Genomic DNA, 17,479 nt, shown 5'->3' with positions numbered 1-17,479 from the left:
GGCGCGCGCCTCTCACTGCGCGGTGGCGGAAGCGCCTTCGGTGAAGGATGAACGCAGCGACTGGCTCTCGAAGAAAATAATGCCTTGATTCTCCCGCCCCCGGTAGCGGAGCGTGACTTCGGTCGTCGGTCCGCTCCAGGAGTAGAGCTGCACGGCGCCGGCCGCGATCTGACCAGGTGTCCGGTCCAGCGGACCGTACTGGGATTCGAGGTACGCCATGATTCGGTCGTGCTCGGCCTGGCCATGGTAGCGGACCGTGACGCGGGCGAATTTTCCGTCCACGGTCGTAAACCGCATCGAGTCCACCGGGGCCCCGCCAAGCGGCGGCGTCCCCGATTTCAATTCGTAGGTCTGGAACCGCCCGCTTTCTTCGACTTTCACGAACGTGGCCGTTTCCGAGAATGTCGCGCCCCAGGGGATGCCTTCGAACCCTTTGGGGTCGTTGGTCATGGGCACGGCGCCGGCCGGTGATTCGAGAAGGAGGGACGCCAGCCCGACGAGGAAAAGGAACAGGGGGCCGGTTGTCCGTGAGCGTGCCGCCTGGGCGAGGGCCGTGTCCGCTCGAGTGAAAGGTCGCGGAATCGACAAGGTATTCATGACCCCACCTCCGTCCGTTGCGGAATGAAAATAATGAAGAAGACAAGCCCCCGCGTGTCTTCGCGACAATCGATCAAAACGTCGCGCCGCCGAGATCGGGGATCGGCATCATGCCTTCGGCGAAGGAGGGGGCAAGGGCACGGCTTTCAAAGAAAATGACCCCCAGGTCCCGTCGCTTATTATAGGTCAGGCTGATCTGACTTTCCTCGCCCTGCCACGCGTACTCTTGAAACGCGCCGCCGGCGATTTGTCCCGGCGACGCATCGAGAGGGCCGAACTTCGCCTGGAGATAGCCGACGACTTTCCGGTGGGTGTCGCTTCCGTGATACTTGACGATGACCCTTGCAAACTTCCCGTCGACGGTCATGAACCGCATGGAGTCCACTGGGGCGGGGCCTAGAGGCGGGGGCCCGCCCTTGAGCTCATAGCCCTTGATGCGCCCTGCTTCTTCGGCGACCACAAAGTTCGCGGTCTCGGAGAAGGCGGCGCCCCAGGGGATGCCTTCGAACCCTTTGGGGTCATTGGTCATGGGCACGGCGCCGGCCGGTGATGCAGTGAGGAGGAGAAATCCGGCGAAGCAGAACCGGATCCGTAAGCCGGCCGTGTATGGAGGCCGGGCTTGGCCGCAGGGTGTGAACAGGCGCTTGACGAGGCGACGAGTCAATGAAGCGTCCATATCTGCCCCCTGTCGTTGGGTTTTCCCGCGCTTCGGAACAGGCTTCAGAAGCCCGGCATCGGTTCCGCCGTCAGGCAATTCATTCCCCGGTCTCCGACATCCCTTCGTTGAACCGGGGCGCAAGCGTGCGGCTCTCGAAGAACACGAAGCCGCGCTCGCCGTTCGCCTCATACGTCAGATTGATCTCCGTATCCGTGCCCCGCCAGGTGTATTGCTGGGTCAAGCCGCGCACCATCTGACCCGGAATGCGCTCGATTCGGCCGAAGCGGTTTTGCAGATAGGTCAGCACTTGCTCATGTGTTTTCTGCCCGCGGTAGCGGATCATGACCCGCGCGAACTTCCCCTCGACGGCGGAGAATCGCATGCTGTCGACCGGCGTGTCGCCCAGCGTAGGCGAGCCGTCTTTCAGTTCGTAATCCTGAATCAGCGTGCCGGAGTGGATCAGCTTGAGGTTCGGAAGATTTGCCAGCGGGAGGCCCCAGGGAATGTCATGAAAGCCTTTGGGGTCGTTCACCATCGTGACGACGGCGCGGGCCGGCAGGAGGCTGAACTGCGGGATAAGCCATCCGACGGTGATCAGACTGCAGGTCAGTGCGACGCTGGCGCGAACTTGTCTGACCAGGAACATGCAGCCACGCTCCTGCGTTGCAGCAGCACGCTAGCATGGTCGTGACGGCAACGCAACTGCGCTCGGTTGAGAATGCTCCGGTGCTTGGCTATAATGCGACCCGCTTTGGGGGCGGGTTGACGATGCGGTTTGTACCCCGGTGGCGTGGACGTGATTGAAAGCGATGCGTTCGTTCAGGCGCTCCAGGATAGAGGGGTCAATTTCTTCACCGGTGTGCCGGATTCCATCCTGGGCGGGATCATCGCCGAATTAATGGAGCGGCGCGTCTATGTGCCGGCTGTCCGGGAAGACGAGGCCGTCGCGATGGCGGCCGGCGCCTACATGGCGGGCAGGATTCCGGCCGTGTTGATGCAGAACTCCGGGCTGGGCACTTCGCTGAACACCCTGATGTCGCTCAATCTGATCTACCGTCAACCCTGTATCTTGATCGTCTCGTGGCGGGGCTTCCAAGGGAAAGACGCGCCGGAACACTTGGTCATGGGGCAGACCATGACGCAACTGCTGGACACGGTGCGGATCCCGCATCGGACGCTGTCGGAACAGACGGTCATGGATGATCTGAAGTGGGTGGCGGAGACCTTCATGGAACGGCGTATCCCGGTGGCCCTGCTGATCCAGAAGGGAGTGGTGAAAGGGTTGCAGCCGTGAGAGAACGGGCTGGAATGGCGAGACGCGCGGGAATCCGGAAATGCGGTGGCGCTCCAGTTGCGCGACGGTCGGGGGAACAAGCTGACAATGAGGCCTGAACAGGGGACGTTGATCAGCCGGGCCCAGGCGATCGCGGCGGTGTTGGAGTTGCTCACCGACCAGCCGGTGATTATTTGCAACGGATTTCCGTCACGCGAGGCGTTCAAGATCGCCGATCGTCCGACTCATTTCTATATGATCGGATCGATGGGAGTGGCGCCGGCCATCGGATTGGGCGTGGCCTTGGCGAAACCGAACAAACAGGTCGTGATTTTCGACGGCGACGGGAATGTCCTGATGGGCATGGGCACGTTGGCGACGGTCGCCGCGTTGCGGCCCAAGAACTTTATCCATGTCGTCTTCGACAACGAAGTGTACGGCAGCACGGGCAACCAGCCGACGATCTCGAACGTCGTGCGGCTGGACCTGGTGGCCAAAGCCGCCGGGTATGTGAACGTCGAACGGGTGCGCGAACGCGAAGATCTCGTGTACGAGTTCAAGGACATGCTCGGGAAAGACGGCCCGAGTTTTCTGCTCGTGAAGGTCAACGAGCTGGCGGAGGACGCGGGCCGGGTGATGCTGGAGCCGCCGGAGATCACCAGGCGGTTTATGAAAGCGATAGAATGACGTCATACGTCGATGGTCATTCGTCAAGGGTGAAGCGCGGTCAACAGGTTTGGGCATGGCTCTCGTGGCACGCTTGACGGTTGACCAATGACATTTGACGGAGGTTCGCAGTGATTTTGCTGAATCCCGGTCCCGTCAACGTGTCCGAGCGCGTGCGGCAGGCGCTGCACCGCCCGGATATCTGCCATCGCGAGTCCGAGTTCGTGGAGCTGCTGCGCGGCATCCGCCACAAGCTCCTCAAGGCGTTCGTGCCGGGCGCCGAATCCGAATATGCGGCGATCGTCCTGACCGGATCGGGCACCGCCGCGGTCGAGTCGGCGGTCCTGTCCTCGATTCCGCACGGGAAGCGAGTCCTCGTCATCAACAACGGGGTCTACGGGGAGCGGATTTCCAACATGGTCGGCCTCCACCGCCTCGGTGTCTCCGAGTTTAAGCTGGAGTGGGGGATGCGGCCCGATCCGGAAAAGCTCCGGCTGGCGCTCCGGCAGCATCCCGAGGTGCACGCGGTCGCCATGGTGCACCACGAGACGACGACCGGCTTGATCAACCCGGTCAAAGAGATCGCGGACGTGGTGGACAGCCAGAATCGTGTCTTCATTCTTGATTCCGTGAGCGGCCTGGCGGGCGAGCCGCTGGATATCGCCGGGTCACATATCTATATGGTGGCGGGGACAGCGGGGAAATGCATCCAGGGGTTCCCCGGGGTGTCCTTCGTCTTGGTCCGCCGGGGATTCATGGAGCGGTTGAAGAGCTATCCGAAGCGATCCTGGTACCTGCATCTCATTCATTATTTCGACGAAGACGGTCAAGAAGCCATTCCCTTCACGCCGGCGGTCCAGTTGTATTACGCCTTCGACGAGGCGTTGAATGAACTGCTGGAAGAAGGGGTCGCGAACCGGATTCAACGTTACGGAAAAGCCGCGGCGCTCATCCGCCGGCGGATGAGCGCCCTGGGGATCAAGCCGGTTCTCGCGCCGGAGCTGCAATCCAACACGATCACGTCCTACTATCTCCCCGCCGGCTTGGCCTATCAGACTCTGCACGATCGGCTGAAAGAGCAAGGCTACGTGATTTACGCCGGTCAGGGGCAGCTGGAAAGCAAGATTTTCCGCGTCGCGAACATGGGCGCCCTGACGCCTCAGCAGATCGAAGGGTTTCTCCAAGCCTTCGAGCGCGTTCTGGAGAGCGCGGCCGTCCGCACATGAAAGCCGTCATCCTCGCGGCCGGAGTCGGCAAGCGGCTCTGGACCATTACGCAGCATCGTCCGAAGTGCCTCATCGAATTCGGCGGACGCGCGCTCCTTCTTCGGTACCTGGACACGTTGGCGGGCTTGGGCGTCAGGCGAGCGACGATCGTCGTCGGGTATAAGCGGGAGATGATCCGGGCCGTGGCGGGATCGACCTGTTGCGGCGTGGCCGTTACCTACCTCGTCAACGAGCAGTATCACCGCGGCAGCATCTCGTCTCTGTGGCTGGCCCGGACGGAACTGGACGACGACGCGCTCATCATGGATGCGGACGTGCTGTTTCATCGGGAGATCCTCCGCCGGCTGGTCCACTCGCCGTGGCCCAACGCGTTGCTGATGGACGAGACGGTCAAGCAGCAGGGAGAGGAATGCATGGTCGTGGTGCGCGGCGGGCGGGTGATCGCGCTGACCAAGAAGATGCCGTCGCAGTACGATTACGCGGGGGAGGGCGTGGGGTTCCTGAAAGTCCGACACGGCGACGCGCAACACTTGGTGAACTCGCTCAAGGGTTATGTGGATCGCGACCTGTGGGACATGGAGTACGAAGACGGCCTGCTGCAATTCTTTCAGGACGTGAAGGTGGGGCACGAGAAAATCGGCGGTCTGCCTTGGACCGAGATCGATTTCCCGGAAGATGTCGTGCGGGCGGAACGGGACATCTTGCCGATGCTGGAATAAGGTCCAAGAAAGCCAATGGTCATTGGTCAATAGTCTATGGAGAAAAGAAAGGCCCGCCGCCCATGCCCGATCACCAACCAGTGACCCTTGACCAATGACGGTTTTTACCTGTTGATCCTGGACGGCTTCTCGTATGGGTGAAAGCGCAGTTCAGAAGCGAACGGACGTGCAGGGGCTGACGACGGCGATTCTGGTGACCACGGCGGGCGTGTTCGCCGATGGGAAACGGGGCCTGTCCGAGGGCATCGGTCCGCTGACCAAGGTCGGAGGACTCACGCTGTTTCAGCGCGCGGTCTTGACGCTTGAGCGTGCGGGGGTGAATCAACTGATCGTCCTTGCCGGCCGCGAAGAGGAGGCGCTCAAGCGGGCGTTACGTCGGGGCCCGGCGGTGACCGTTCCGGTGCGGTGGCGGCCGGTGCGCGAGTTTCCGCCCGACGATCCGCGAACCTGGGAGGCGCTGGCCGAGGACGTCAAAGGGTTTTGCCTGATTGCGAGCACGCAGGCGGTCTTTTCCAAAGGACTGATCGAACGGCTGCGCGAGAGGCTGCAGGACGGGGAGGTCACGCTGGTCGTTCTCGACGCCGAAGGCTCGTGGCGACGGGGGAGCCCCGGCAACCCTCCCGTCCGATATGAAGCGGATCGCTTGGTCGCGCTGGCTGCCCCCGATGAACCGACCGAAAGTTGCGTCGCAGCCGATCTCCTGGTTTTGCCGGCCGGCCTGCTCGGCACCGCGCTCCAGCCGAGTCTGTCGTCGAGTTCCCGCTCGAGTCAGGCGGCCGTCTCGAGACCGTCCACGCCCCATCCGATCAGGCGTATTCTGGAGCAGGCCGCCCTCGACGGCCGGGTCAGAGTCATGCCCGCTCAAGCGGGTCCCGGGCAGTGGTATCAGGATGTGCGAGATGCGTCCGGCGTGAAAGCGGCCGAGCAGACCCTCTTCAGCTCCTTGACGGGCGAATTCGAAGGCTTCGTTGATCGCTACTTCAACCGGAAGGTCTCGAAGCTCTTCACCAAGCTGTTTCTCGCGCTGCGGCTCTCCCCCAACGCCGTCACGATCGTCTCCACGGTCATCGGGCTGGCGGCGGCGGCGTGTTTCGCCGTCGGCGGCTACGCGGCCGGCGTGATCGCCGCGCTGCTCTTCCAACTGGCCGCGGTCATCGATTGCTGCGACGGCGAAGTGGCTCGGCTGACCTTCGCCGAGTCGCCGTTCGGCGCCTGGCTGGACATCGCGGCCGACAACGTCGTCCACATGGCGATCTTCGCCGGCATCGCCTGGGGTGCGTATACCCAACACGGCGGAAGCGACGGCGCGTGGATCCCCTTGGTCTTGGGCGCCGCCGCGGTGCTGGGGAACGCCTGCTCGTTCTGGCTCGTGAGCCGCGCGCAGAAGATCCGTTCGACGCGCGGTTGGAACAATCCCGTCCAAGCGGCCTGGTCGGACTTCATGCTCAAGAACGTGGCCAGCCGCGATTTCTCGGTGGTCGTGCTGCTCTTTGCGCTGATCGGCAAGCTTGACTGGTTCTTGTGGCTGGCGGCGATCGGGTCGACGGTGTTCTGGATGATCATGGCGTGGGTCATCCGCCCTTCGCTGGGCTCGCGTGGTTAAACTCTTCCTCCTGCTCCTCGGTCTCCTCGCGCTCGTTGCGCTCGTGTGGCATATCGGGCCTGCTCGAATCTACAACGCGGCGGCCCAGCTCGGTCCCGGCGCCTTGCTCGTCATGCTCCTTCCTTCAGTGTTGATGTATGTACTCGAAGCGTATGGCTGGCGCCTGACGCTCGGGTCCCGTGCGGTTGCCGTGCCGTTCTGGCGATTGCTGGCGATCCGGACGGCCGGCGAGGTCGTGAACATGACCACCCCGACGGCCTACGTCGGCGGCGAGCCGCTCAAGGCGTATTTCCTCAAGCGGTATCGAGTCTCGATGGTGGAGGGGCTTGCGTCGGTCGTGATCGCCAAGACCACGATGACGATCGCGCAGGTGCTGTTCATTCTCCTCGGCGTGGCGCTCGCGTTCTGGCTGCTCGACGGGTCGAGTTCGTCCGGGCAAACCGTGCTGGCGGCTTTCGTGAGCGTCGGCCTGCTCGCGTTCGGCGCGGCGGCGTTCATCGTCGTACAACGCCGGGGCGTCTTTACGTGGCTGCTGACGATGCTGCGGAAGGCCGGCGTCAGCATCGCCTATCTTGAAGCGCGTGAGGACAAGCTGCGGTCCCTGGACAGGACGATCCTCGAATTCTATTCCCACAACCGGCGCGGGTTCTATTCCTCGACGGGCATGTTCTTCCTGGGGTGGCTCGCCGAGGCGTTGGAGGTGTACGTCATGATTGACTATCTGGGCGGGCCGGCGGAGCTTCTCTCGGCCGTCTCCATCGGCGCGCTCTCCGTCTTCATCAAAGGCGGGACGTTCTTCATCCCCGGCAGCCTGGGCGCCCAGGACGGCGGCAACCTGCTGCTCCTCACCGCCTTCGGATACGACGAAGTGACCGGCATGACCTTCGCCCTGTTGCGGCGATTTCGGGAGTTGGTGTGGATTGCGATCGGGTTGTTGTGTCTCGCTGCATTAGGATATCGGAAGGAGCCGGCACCGATCCGGTCATAACTCCGCGCGCTGGATGTGCGGGCGCGGAAGCCACTGATCCGACTCCGTTTCGTTGCACCGCCGCCATTCTTTCCTTCCTCATGTCTCCTGTCCCCGTTTACAGGTGTTCGACGCCTTGTTAGGATACGTCGCATGAAGGCTCTGAGGACGCTCGTCTGGGCTTTGACGGCGGTGATATGCGCCGCCGCGTTCGGCTTTGTCGCCGGCATCGTCAACCCCGGCGAAAAGGTGAACGGGCTCTGGCTGGTTGTCGCGGCCGCCTGCTTCTATGTGCTGGCGTTTCGGTTTTACGGCCGCTGGCTCGCGAGCCGGGTCGTCGAACTGAATGATTTGCGCATCACCCCGGCGCATCGATTGAACGACGGCGTCAACTTTCATCCCACCAACAAGTACATCCTGTTCGGCCATCATTTCGCGGCGATCGCCGGAGCGGGGCCGCTGCTGGGACCGGTGCTCGCGGCGCAGTTCGGTTTTCTGCCCGGATTTCTCTGGCTGGTGATCGGCGCCGTGCTGGCCGGCGCGGTGCAGGACTTCATCATTCTGGTCGCCTCGATGCGGCGGAACGGCCGCTCGCTGCCGGAGATCGCGCGCGACGAATTGGGGGCCGTCACCGGCACGGCGACGGCGGTGGCCGTGCTGTTTATCGTCGTCGTGGCGTTGGCGGGTCTCGGATTCGCGGTCGTGAACGCCTTGTATCGCAATGGGTGGGGGACCTTCACCATCGCGATGACGATCCCGATCGGCTTCCTTATGGGGTATTATCTCCAGAGGTTCCGCCCCGGCCGGGTGGGTGAGGTGTCGGCGCTGGGCGTGGCGCTGTTGATCGTATCGGTGATCGTCGGGCGGGTTGTGGCGCAGTCGCCGGTCGCGCACTGGTTCGAATATGAACGGTCCACGCTGGTGTGGTTGTTGGCCGGCTACGGGTTTCTCGCCTCGGTTCTGCCCGGGTGGATGTTGCTCGTGCCCCGGGGGTATCTGTCGACGTTTATGAAACTGGGCGTCGTGGCGTTGCTCGGCCTAGGCGTGATGATGATGGCGCCGACGGTCGAGATGCCGCGCGTCACGGCGTTCGCTCACGGCGGCGGGCCGATCATTCCCGGCGCGTTGTTTCCGTTCCTCTTTATCACGATCGCCTGCGGGGCGATCTCCGGCTTCCATTCGTTGGTCTCATCGGGCACGACGCCGAAGATGATCGAGCGCGAGTCCCACGCCCCAGTGGGGTACGGCGCGATGCTGCTCGAGAGTTTCGTCGGCGTGATGGCGTTGATCGCGGCGTCGGTGCTGATCCCCGGCGACTACCTGGCGATCAACACGACGCTGTCCGCGGATGCGCTGGCCGCGATGGGGTTTCCCGTCGCGCGCATTCAGGAACTCTCGCAGATGGTCGAAGTCGAGGTCGCCGGACGGCCCGGCGGAGCCGTGTCCTTGGCGGTCGGCATGGCGTCCATCTTCGCGGCCTTGCCCGGCATGGCCGGCTTGATGGCGTATTGGTATCAGTTCGCGTTGGTGTTTGAAGCTCTGTTCATCCTGACGACGATCGACACCGGCACGCGGGTGGCGCGGTATCTGATCCAAGAGTTGGGCGGACGCTTCTACGCGCCGTTGCGTCACATTGGCTGGTGGCCGGGGGTGATCGCCAGCAGCGCCGCGGTCGTGGCGGCCTGGGGGTATCTCATCGGCACCGGCAGCATCTCGACGATCTGGCCGATGTTCGGTGCGGCGAATCAGTTGCTGGGGACCTTGGCGCTGTGCATCGGAACGACGGTGTTGATCAAGATGCGGAAGTGGCGCTTCCTATGGGTGACCTCGATTCCGATGGTCTTTGTCGGCGCCATCACGCTGACCGGCTGTTATGAAATGTTCGGCCTGTTTCTGGGGAAAGCGGCCGCAGTGAGCGCGGCGGGACAGGCGTTCGCGTTGTATCTCGATGCCGCGCTGGTCGCGACCGTGGCGCTGTTGGCGATGATTGTGTTAACGGACAGCGCGACGCAGTGGTACGGGTATCTGGTCTTGAAACGGCCCTTCACGAGCAGTGAGGTGGTCGTCATCGGCGGCGGGTCAGCCGCGCGGGCGCATCCGACGGCATGCGGCGGGGCGCAGTTTCCAATCAACGGATGTTGTTAAAACGGAGGAGGCTTTCCGGTGGCCGATCAGTTTTCATTCGATGTCGTGTCGCAAGTCGACATGCAGGAAATGAAGAACGCGGTGGATCAAACTCTGAAGGAGATTCGGCAGCGGTTCGACTTCAAGAACTCCAAGACCGAATTGACGCTGGAGGAGAAAGACAAGAAGCTGACCGTGGCGTCGGACGACGAGTATAGGCTCAAGGCCGTGCTGGAAATCCTGAAAACCAAATGCGTCAAGCGCAACGTCTCGCTGAAGGCGTTGAACTACGGGAAAGTCGAGGAGGCGCTCGGCGGAACCGTGCGGCAGGTGATTACGATCCAGAGCGGGATTCCTTCGGAAAAGGCCAAGGAAATCTCCAAAGAGATTCGCGACGCCAAGCTCAAGGTCCAGGCGCAGATCCAAGGCGATCACGTGCGGGTCCTGAGCAAGAGCAAAGACGAACTGCAGGCGACGATCGCATTGCTCAAGCAGAAAGAGTTCGGCATCGATCTCCAGTTTGTGAATTACCGTTGAGCCGGCATGCCGGAACAGATCCCAACCGTGTTCTCAGTCGTGTGCTTCCCTTCGACGTAAGACGGCGACGTACGCCTCGGGTTCGAGCGTGCATTCTTTCTCGCCTTTCCCAGCACCGGCGGCTCCCGCTTGCGATTCCCTCCTCAAGAGGATGCTCGCGATCTTGTGCTTCTCCGCCGTCGCGCTAGCCGGCTGCAGCCGGAGCGATCCGATCGTGGTCATTCAGCTCCATCCGACGAATCCCAACATCATATACGTCGCGACGAACGACTACATCTATAAGACCCGGGACGGCGGGAAGACCTGGCAGAACATCTCGCGAGGCATGAGTCATTCCCGGGTGATCTCGATGGCCGTCGATCCGGTCTATCCCGCGACGGTCTACGCCGGAACCAAAGGCGACGCGGTGTACAAGAGCTACGACGGAGGACAGCGGTGGGTGTCCCAGCGGGCGGGGTTGGACGATGCGACGATTACGTCCGTGGTGAATCAGTTCGTGTTCGACCCGACCGACAATACGCATCTCTTTGCGGCCACGACGATGGGAGTGTTCGAGTCAACAAACGGCGGGGAGACCTGGGAGAAGCGGATGAACGGGATGAAGGAAGTGTTGATGGTCGTCAGCCTTTGCCTCGATCCGACCCGCCCGTCGATCATGTATGCGGGAACGAGCGGCGGCGTGTATAAATCCGTCGATCGGGCCGCGCATTGGGAAAAAGTCAACAACGGCCTGGTGCCGCCGGAGCTGGTGAAATCCTCCCGCGCGTTGAATGTGACGGCGATCCACGTGGATCCCTACGAACCCAATACGGTGTACGCCGCCACGTTGAGTGGGCTCTATAAGTCGACCGATGCGGCTCAGTCCTGGACTCGTATCGGGAAGTCGCTGCCGGACCAGATGATCATTTCCATGCTGCTCGACCGATCCCGTGCCGGCGTGCTGTACGTGATCGGTCGCGAAGGGGTATTTCGGAGTGAGGATCGCGGCGCGACGTGGAAAACGCTCAACACGGGTTTGGCGACGCTGAACGTGCGCTCGATCGCCCAAAGCCCGATCGATCCGAAGACCTTCTTCGTGGGGACCAACGGGAGCGGTCTGTATCGCAGCCGTGACGGCGGCGAGACGTGGGAGCCGATGCCGTCGGTGAAGGCCGCTGAATAATTGCCGGCCGGATGTTGTTATGGCTCGGGGCGCGTGCTGCGGTTTTGGAGCGACGAACCGACGGAAAATCCGCCGAGTGTCGAATTGATCGTGGAGTCCGGCAGATCGGAGCCGATCGTCGACGAACCAAGACTCGAGTCCACGGTCGAGTCCTGCAGATCGGATCCGACCATCGAGCGGGGAAGCGTGGAACCTACGGCGGACGGATCGCTGTTGAGGGTCGATTCTCCGACCGCCGGCCCTGCGCGAGGCGCATTGCCGATTTCGAATCCTGTCGGGCCTGTTGCCCCGATTTCTCGGCCGGTCTTGGGCGTAAGCCCGAGTCCTCCTTCGTTGACGTTCAGTCCTGCCGATCCGATGCTCGTTCCGGTCTTCGGGGTCTTTCCGATTTCTGTCCCGGTTGCGGGTGTGGAGCCGATCGTCAGACCGGTCTTCGGGCCGGAAGGGAGTTGGACCGGGCGAAACTCCTGCTGGATCGACTCCTCAAGGGCTCGAATCTCCAGATCGACTTTCCCGGCCCCTTCAAAATCGAGTGTGCTGCGCTGATCGCGGAGCTCGCCGATCCGTTCCAGCCGGTGCCTGAGTTTCTGGAGGTCGGCCCTGGCCTTGGCGACGGGAGCAATCAAATCGCGAAAGGTGAACCCTCGGAGTTTGAGCTGTTCGCTGAAAAGTTTGGATTGCGCCATCGCCAACAGATCCGCTACTTCGTCGCCGAGATCTTCGATCGTCTCGAGCTCCGCCGGGTCCGTTTTGCAGCAATCCAGAAACCTTCGATAGGTTTCAAGGAACACCGTGACCTCGCCTTCAAGATGTTCGATCTTGAGTTCGCGCCGGGGCTTTTCGACATCCGTTCCTGAATCTTCCCGCGTGCGCTTTTTCTCCCTCTTTTCCACCAGAGGGACACAGCCGGGCTCAGGAACAGGGCCCGACTTTCGCTCCGGGTGCAGCGCGGCGCCGAGCTGCTGGTCCGGTGTGCGTTCGGAGCAATAGTCAATGGGCGGAGCGGCAACGGCACTGTCCAGGGCAAGTCCGCTCACGATGAGAAAGGCCCACAGGAGAAACATCGACCGCCCCCGTGAAAGACAGAACAAAGACCGAGAGATCGCCCGCGCTCGATCCGTGCACAGCGTTGCTCGATGGGCATTGTGGCGCCCGCCTTTGGGAAAAGTCAACGAAACCTCGATTTCCGCCACCCTTGAAATGCTTTGCACGAATCAGATAGGCTGCGAGCGCCGAAAAGGTCCCGTAAAATCAGGGGTTCGCGAGGCAATATGACGGTGATCTACATTGAAGATGTGGCTCGTTATGCCGGCCGGGAAGTGACGATCCGCGGGTGGCTGAGGCACCGTCGCGAGAGCGGCAAGCTGCATTTTCTCATCGTCCGGGACGGGACCGGCGACCTGCAAGCGGTCGTCAGCAAGGGGGCCGTGGGGGAGGAGCAGTTCGGCATCTCCGCCCAACTCACTCAAGAGTCTTCGCTGATTGTGACCGGCCGGCTGCGGCAAGACCCGCGGGCGCCCGGCGGGTATGAACTGGACGTCTCGCGGATCGAGCCGGTCCAGATCGCCGAACCGTTTCCGATTCAACCCAAGGAACACGGCGTCGGGTTCCTGATGGAGCACCGGCATCTCTGGCTGAGGTCCAGCCGCCAGCACGCCGTTCTTAGAATTCGGCATGAAATCATACGCGCGTGCCGGACCTTTTTTGACGAACGAGGCTTTGTGCTGGTCGATGCGCCGATCTTTACTCCGAACGCGTGCGAAGGGACTACGACGCTGTTTCAGACTCAATATTTCGACGAGACCGCCTATCTCACCCAGAGCGGGCAGCTTTACAGCGAAGCGACCGCGGCTGCGTTCGGCAAGGTCTATTGCTTTGGACCGACGTTTCGGGCGGAAAAATCGAAGACGCGGCGGCATTTGATGGAGTTTTGGATGGTCGAGCCGGAAGTCGCCTTCGCCGAGTTGCCGGACATGATGGATCTGGCTGAAGAGTTCCTGACGTATATTGTGGAGCGGGTTCTCTCCGCTCGCCGCGCGGAACTGGCGACACTGGAGCGCGATGTCGGCAAACTCGAGCGGGTGAAGCCTCCCTTCCCCCGCATCACTTATGAGGAAGCCGTCTCATTGCTCCGAACAAAGGGCAATCCGATTCAATATGGAGACGATTTCGGCGGCGACGAGGAAACCCTGTTATCGAACGAGTTCGATCGACCGGTTGTCGTGCACCGCTATCCCACCGCGTTGAAGGCCTTCTATATGCAGAACGATCCTGCGAGGCCCGAACTGGCGCTCTGTATGGATGTGTTGGCGCCGGAAGGGTACGGCGAGATCATCGGCGGTGGGCAGCGTATCCACGAATATGACAAGCTCCTGGCGCGTATTCGTGAACATAAGCTGCCCGAAGAAGCGTTCCGGTGGTATCTCGACTTGCGGCGTTTCGGCTCCGTGCCTCATGCCGGGTTCGGTATGGGGATCGAGCGCGCGGTTGCCTGGATTTGCGGTCTCGACCACGTGCGCGAGACGATTCCTTTCCCCCGCATGTTGTATAAGCTCTATCCCTGAAGGAACACTCTCTTTTCGCGATGTCCCTGAACAGCGGGGTCGCGGTCATGGACCTTTTCTTCTCTCCAACGATCCGGATCGTTCCAACTTCTCGATTTCCTTTCCTCGCGGCTCATCATACCGAGCGCAAGAATCTGACGTCTGAAACGGCGGGCGGCGAGTTTGGCCAGGCCGGATTTCCGGCCCATGCGGGGATGGGTAAGGAGGAGTGTTTAAGGAGGAGTGTTTGATGTGAAGCAGGAAAGAGCCCTGAATTGAAAACTGCGGAGACCGGCGTGTTTGGTTCGTGAAGAGGCAGACTCTCAAAAATGTTTCCAAGCCTATGAAATTTCTGTTGACAAGTCTTTGCCGGCGTGTATACTCCACCCGGAAAGTGGGAAGAAGTGGATGAGAGTGGAGAAAACATAAGTGCCGAAGATTACGGCCATGTTCCGGTCATGCTGCAAGAGGTCTTGGCCTATCTGGTATGCCGTCCGGGGGGGCGATATCTCGACTGCACAGTCGGGCAAGGCGGGTTCGCGGCTGCGATCCTTGAGCGCTGCGGACCGGACGGCATGGTGATTGGAATGGACCGCGATGACGACGCCATTGCGGCCGCGCGGCAGAGACTCCGGCCATTCGAGGCCAGGACGCATCTCGTGAAAACGAACTTCAGCGATCTGAAGCACTGTCTGCGTTCGCTGGCCATAGAGAAGGTGGACGGAGTGGTGTTCGATCTCGGGGTCTCCTCGGTTCAGCTCGACCGGCCCGAGCGAGGATTCAGCTTCCTGGCGGACGGCCCCCTCGACATGCGTATGGATCGAGCAGGCGGCACGACCGCGGAAGAACTTGTCAACCGCCTGTCCGAGCGCGACCTGGCGGATGTGATTTATCGCTACGGCGAAGAGCGCTTTGCGCGGCGGATCGCGAGAGCCGTCGTGCGGGCCCGCGAAAGAAGACCGCTTCGCACCACGTCCGAGCTGGTCGGCGTGATCACACAGGCCGTGCCGGCTTCCTACGCTCATGGGCGCATTCATTGCGCGACGCGCACGTTTCAAGCGCTGCGGATCGCCGTGAATCAGGAGTTGGCCGTGCTCGGTCCCGCGATCCGCGACGCCGCCGACGTGCTGGCTCCCAAGGGACGGCTGTGCGTGATTGCGTTCCACTCGCTGGAGGATCGCATTGTGAAAGAGACGTTCCGGTCGTTATCGCGGAGACCGGATGCCCGGTTGGCCGTTCTGACCAAAAAGCCGCGGACGGCGACCGAGGAGGAAAGAAGTCGGAACCCTCGGTCCCGCAGCGCCAAGCTGCGCGCGGCCGAGCGTCTGCCATAAGGAGATGCGCCGATGAAAACGTTGACGCTCCTGGCGGCCATGTCGCTCCTGCTCGCGTTTGTGTGGGAACGGGTCGACATCGTGAGGCTCGGCTATCACATCGAGCGGCTGAAATCGGACAAAGTCCGTCTCGAACGGGAGCGGGATGAATTGCAGGTCAGAGTCTCGTCGCTCACGTCGCCGGCACGGATCGCGAAGGTGGCGACGGAAAAATTGGGAATGGTTCCGCCTCGGCAGGATCAGGTGGTGCTGGTCCGGTTGGAACCTGAGGCGCCGTCGCCCGCCGCACCGGCGGAGTTCGAAATCCGGCTGGCCAAGAGCGACGCGTTGAGAAGGGTGCGGTAGGTGACAGGTTCTTCTTATCGGGGGCGGCGGTTCGCGGTCGCGCTGGTATTCATGGCCGGGTTTGCCGTCGTCCTGATCCGGTTGTTCAACCTGCAAGTGTTGCAGGCGGCCGAGCTGACCGTGAAAGCGGATCGACAGCACAGCAAGACGGTCACGCTGGAAGGACCGCGGGGCGCCATTTACGACCGACACGGGAAAGTGCTCGCCATCAACGTCGAGGTGCCGTCGGTGTTCGGGGTGCCGGCTTCGCTGGATAACCCGAGCGGGGTGGCCCGCTACCTGTCCCCCGTCCTCCACGTCCGGGCCGCCGAGATCGAACGGAAGCTCAAACAGGACCGCAGCTTCGTCTGGCTGGCGCGCAAGCTGGATCCGGATCAGGGTCGGAGATTGGAGCGGATGCCCCTCGACGGAATCGGTATCGTCATGGAGGGTCGCCGCTTTTATCCCAAGGGCCCGCTGCTCTCTCACGTGCTGGGGTTCGCCGGAATGGACGGGCAAGGATTGGAGGGCCTGGAGCGTCGGTATGAAACCTATCTGCACGGGGAAAAGCGGATGGTCGTGCTGCAGCGCGATGCGCTGGGGCGCACCGTGTTCCCGAAGGACCTGAGGGAGCAGACGCCGGCCTCCGGCCACAGTCTCACGCTGACGATCGATGAGGTCATTCAGTATGTGGCGGAGAAGGAGCTGGAAGCGGCCGTCAACGCCGCGCATGCGAAGTCGGGCATCCTCGTCGCCATGGAGCCGCGGACCGGGGCGGTGCTGGCCCTCGCCGTCAGTCCTCGCTTCGATCCGAACGCCGTTGCGGCGCTGTCTCCCGATCGATGGCGCAACAAGGCGCTGACGGACGCCTATGAGCCGGGCTCGACGATGAAAGTAATCGTCGGCGCCGCCGCGCTTGAAGAAAAGGTCATGACGCCCGGGTCCTTGGTATTCGGCGAACACGGGCGGATGACGGTCGCGAACACGATCATCCACGACCATGAGAAGTCGGGCTGGATGACCTTTGCCCAGGTCATTCAACGATCGAGCAACATCGGGGCCGCGAAGGCGGCCATGGCCTTGGGGGAGAACCGATTCTACCGGTACCTGCAAGCCTTCGGGTTCGGCGAACGCACGGACATCGACCTGCCCGGCGAAGCGACCGGGCTCCTGAAGCATCCGCGTAGCTGGGGACGCCGTTCGCTCGCGTCCATCGCGATGGGACAAGAGATCGGCGTGACACCGCTGCAACTGATCGCCGCGGTTTCGGCGGTGGCCAATGGGGGCCTCCTGATGAAGCCGTACATCGTGTCCGAGATCCGCGACGCCGGGGGCCGTCTGGTGAAGCAGGGTGCCCCGCAAGTCAGGCGGCGGGTCATCTCCGCGGAAACGGCCGGCACGCTAAGCCGTATCCTCGAGGGAGTCGTGGCGCAGGGGACGGGGACGAAGGCGGCGATTCCCGGCTTTCGTGTCGCGGGAAAAACTGGTACGGCGCAGAAGATCGATCCCAGGACCGGCGCCTATTCGTCAACGCAGTTCGTCGGATCGTTCGTCGGATACGTGCCGGCCGACGACCCTCGCCTGGCGATGATCGTCGTCATCGATGAGCCGCAGACGGAAGCCTGGGGCGGGGCCGTCGCGGCTCCCGTCTTCCGCCGGGTCGCCGAGCAAGTGCTGCCGTACCTCGGCGTGACGTCCAACGAGACGGTCAAGTTGGCGATGGCGATGTGAGCGGCGGGGGTCGGG

Annotated in this window: 18 protein-coding genes; 13 read left to right on the top strand and 5 right to left on the bottom strand. The window is 62.3% G+C overall.

Going from position 1 to position 17,479, the window contains the following annotated elements; all coding sequences use genetic code 11:
- Positions 1 to 12: 12 nt before the first annotated feature.
- The 3 genes from AB1555_02175 to AB1555_02165 form a co-directional block, all read right to left on the bottom strand.
- Positions 13 to 597 (bottom strand): hypothetical protein, encoded by a 585-nt coding sequence (locus tag AB1555_02175; protein ID MEW6245496.1) that lies wholly within the window; start codon positions 595 to 597, stop codon positions 13 to 15.
- Between the two features lie 73 nt (positions 598 to 670).
- Complete coding sequence (locus AB1555_02170; GenBank protein MEW6245495.1) at positions 671 to 1,273, bottom strand: hypothetical protein; 603 nt, start codon at positions 1,271 to 1,273, stop codon at positions 671 to 673.
- A 79-nt stretch (positions 1,274 to 1,352) separates the two neighbouring features.
- Positions 1,353 to 1,901, bottom strand: a complete 549-nt coding sequence (locus AB1555_02165) for a hypothetical protein (protein ID MEW6245494.1) — start codon at positions 1,899 to 1,901, stop codon at positions 1,353 to 1,355.
- 150 nt (positions 1,902 to 2,051) lie between these two features.
- Between AB1555_02165 and AB1555_02160 the strand changes: the two genes are divergently transcribed.
- The 8 genes from AB1555_02160 (at position 2,052) to AB1555_02125 (ending at position 10,370) form a co-directional block, all read left to right on the top strand.
- Positions 2,052 to 2,549, top strand: a complete 498-nt coding sequence (locus tag AB1555_02160) for a thiamine pyrophosphate-binding protein (protein MEW6245493.1) — start codon at positions 2,052 to 2,054, stop codon at positions 2,547 to 2,549.
- An 87-nt stretch (positions 2,550 to 2,636) separates the two neighbouring features.
- Positions 2,637 to 3,215 (top strand): thiamine pyrophosphate-dependent enzyme, encoded by a 579-nt coding sequence (locus tag AB1555_02155; protein ID MEW6245492.1) that lies wholly within the window; start codon positions 2,637 to 2,639, stop codon positions 3,213 to 3,215.
- 110 nt (positions 3,216 to 3,325) lie between these two features.
- The gene (locus AB1555_02150) at positions 3,326 to 4,420 is read left to right on the top strand and encodes an alanine--glyoxylate aminotransferase family protein (protein MEW6245491.1); all 1,095 of its coding nucleotides are present in this window, start codon (positions 3,326 to 3,328) and stop codon (positions 4,418 to 4,420) included.
- Positions 4,417 to 5,139 carry a phosphocholine cytidylyltransferase family protein gene (locus tag AB1555_02145; protein ID MEW6245490.1) on the top strand — a complete coding sequence of 241 codons (723 nt, stop codon included), beginning with the start codon at positions 4,417 to 4,419 and terminating at the stop codon, positions 5,137 to 5,139. Before AB1555_02150 ends, AB1555_02145 begins: the two co-directional genes overlap by 4 nt.
- A 133-nt stretch (positions 5,140 to 5,272) precedes the next feature.
- Positions 5,273 to 6,742 carry a CDP-alcohol phosphatidyltransferase family protein gene (locus tag AB1555_02140; GenBank protein ID MEW6245489.1) on the top strand — a complete coding sequence of 490 codons (1,470 nt, stop codon included), beginning with the start codon at positions 5,273 to 5,275 and terminating at the stop codon, positions 6,740 to 6,742.
- Positions 6,735 to 7,730, top strand: a complete 996-nt coding sequence (locus tag AB1555_02135) for a lysylphosphatidylglycerol synthase transmembrane domain-containing protein (protein MEW6245488.1) — start codon at positions 6,735 to 6,737, stop codon at positions 7,728 to 7,730. The genes AB1555_02140 and AB1555_02135 overlap by 8 nt, the downstream gene beginning before the upstream one ends.
- A 132-nt stretch (positions 7,731 to 7,862) precedes the next feature.
- Complete coding sequence (locus AB1555_02130; GenBank protein MEW6245487.1) at positions 7,863 to 9,854, top strand: carbon starvation CstA family protein; 1,992 nt, start codon at positions 7,863 to 7,865, stop codon at positions 9,852 to 9,854.
- Between the two features lie 18 nt (positions 9,855 to 9,872).
- Entirely contained in the window at positions 9,873 to 10,370 is a 498-nt protein-coding gene (locus tag AB1555_02125; protein MEW6245486.1) for a YajQ family cyclic di-GMP-binding protein, read from the top strand.
- 33 nt (positions 10,371 to 10,403) lie between these two features.
- Here the strand turns inward: AB1555_02125 and AB1555_02120 are convergent, their stop codons facing one another.
- On the bottom strand, positions 10,404 to 10,592 hold the full coding sequence (locus AB1555_02120; GenBank protein ID MEW6245485.1) for a hypothetical protein: 189 nt from the start codon (positions 10,590 to 10,592) through the stop codon (positions 10,404 to 10,406).
- Here AB1555_02120 and AB1555_02115 point away from each other — a divergent pair.
- Positions 10,585 to 11,532, top strand: coding sequence for a hypothetical protein (locus AB1555_02115; GenBank protein MEW6245484.1), 948 nt, complete (start codon positions 10,585 to 10,587; stop codon positions 11,530 to 11,532). The genes AB1555_02120 and AB1555_02115 overlap by 8 nt on opposite strands.
- 17 nt (positions 11,533 to 11,549) lie before the next feature.
- Here AB1555_02115 and AB1555_02110 read toward each other — a convergent pair whose 3' ends face one another.
- Positions 11,550 to 12,596, bottom strand: coding sequence for a hypothetical protein (locus AB1555_02110; GenBank protein MEW6245483.1), 1,047 nt, complete (start codon positions 12,594 to 12,596; stop codon positions 11,550 to 11,552).
- Positions 12,597 to 12,803: 207 nt separating this feature from the next.
- Between AB1555_02110 and asnS the strand changes: the two genes are divergently transcribed.
- The 4 genes from asnS (at position 12,804) to AB1555_02090 (ending at position 17,464) form a co-directional block, all read left to right on the top strand.
- The gene (asnS, locus tag AB1555_02105) at positions 12,804 to 14,096 is read left to right on the top strand and encodes an asparagine--tRNA ligase (GenBank protein MEW6245482.1); all 1,293 of its coding nucleotides are present in this window, start codon (positions 12,804 to 12,806) and stop codon (positions 14,094 to 14,096) included.
- Positions 14,097 to 14,500: 404 nt separating this feature from the next.
- Positions 14,501 to 15,409, top strand: a complete 909-nt coding sequence (gene rsmH, locus AB1555_02100; protein ID MEW6245481.1) for a 16S rRNA (cytosine(1402)-N(4))-methyltransferase RsmH — start codon at positions 14,501 to 14,503, stop codon at positions 15,407 to 15,409.
- A 12-nt stretch (positions 15,410 to 15,421) separates the two neighbouring features.
- The gene (gene ftsL / locus AB1555_02095) at positions 15,422 to 15,754 is read left to right on the top strand and encodes a cell division protein FtsL (protein ID MEW6245480.1); all 333 of its coding nucleotides are present in this window, start codon (positions 15,422 to 15,424) and stop codon (positions 15,752 to 15,754) included.
- Positions 15,755 to 17,464 (top strand): penicillin-binding protein 2, encoded by a 1,710-nt coding sequence (locus tag AB1555_02090; GenBank protein MEW6245479.1) that lies wholly within the window; start codon positions 15,755 to 15,757, stop codon positions 17,462 to 17,464.
- Positions 17,465 to 17,479 lie beyond the last annotated feature (15 nt).

Source organism: Nitrospirota bacterium (assembly GCA_040755395.1).
Lineage (GTDB): Bacteria > Nitrospirota > Nitrospiria > Nitrospirales > Nitrospiraceae > DATLZU01.
This window is presented reverse-complemented; position numbering and strand designations above follow the sequence as displayed.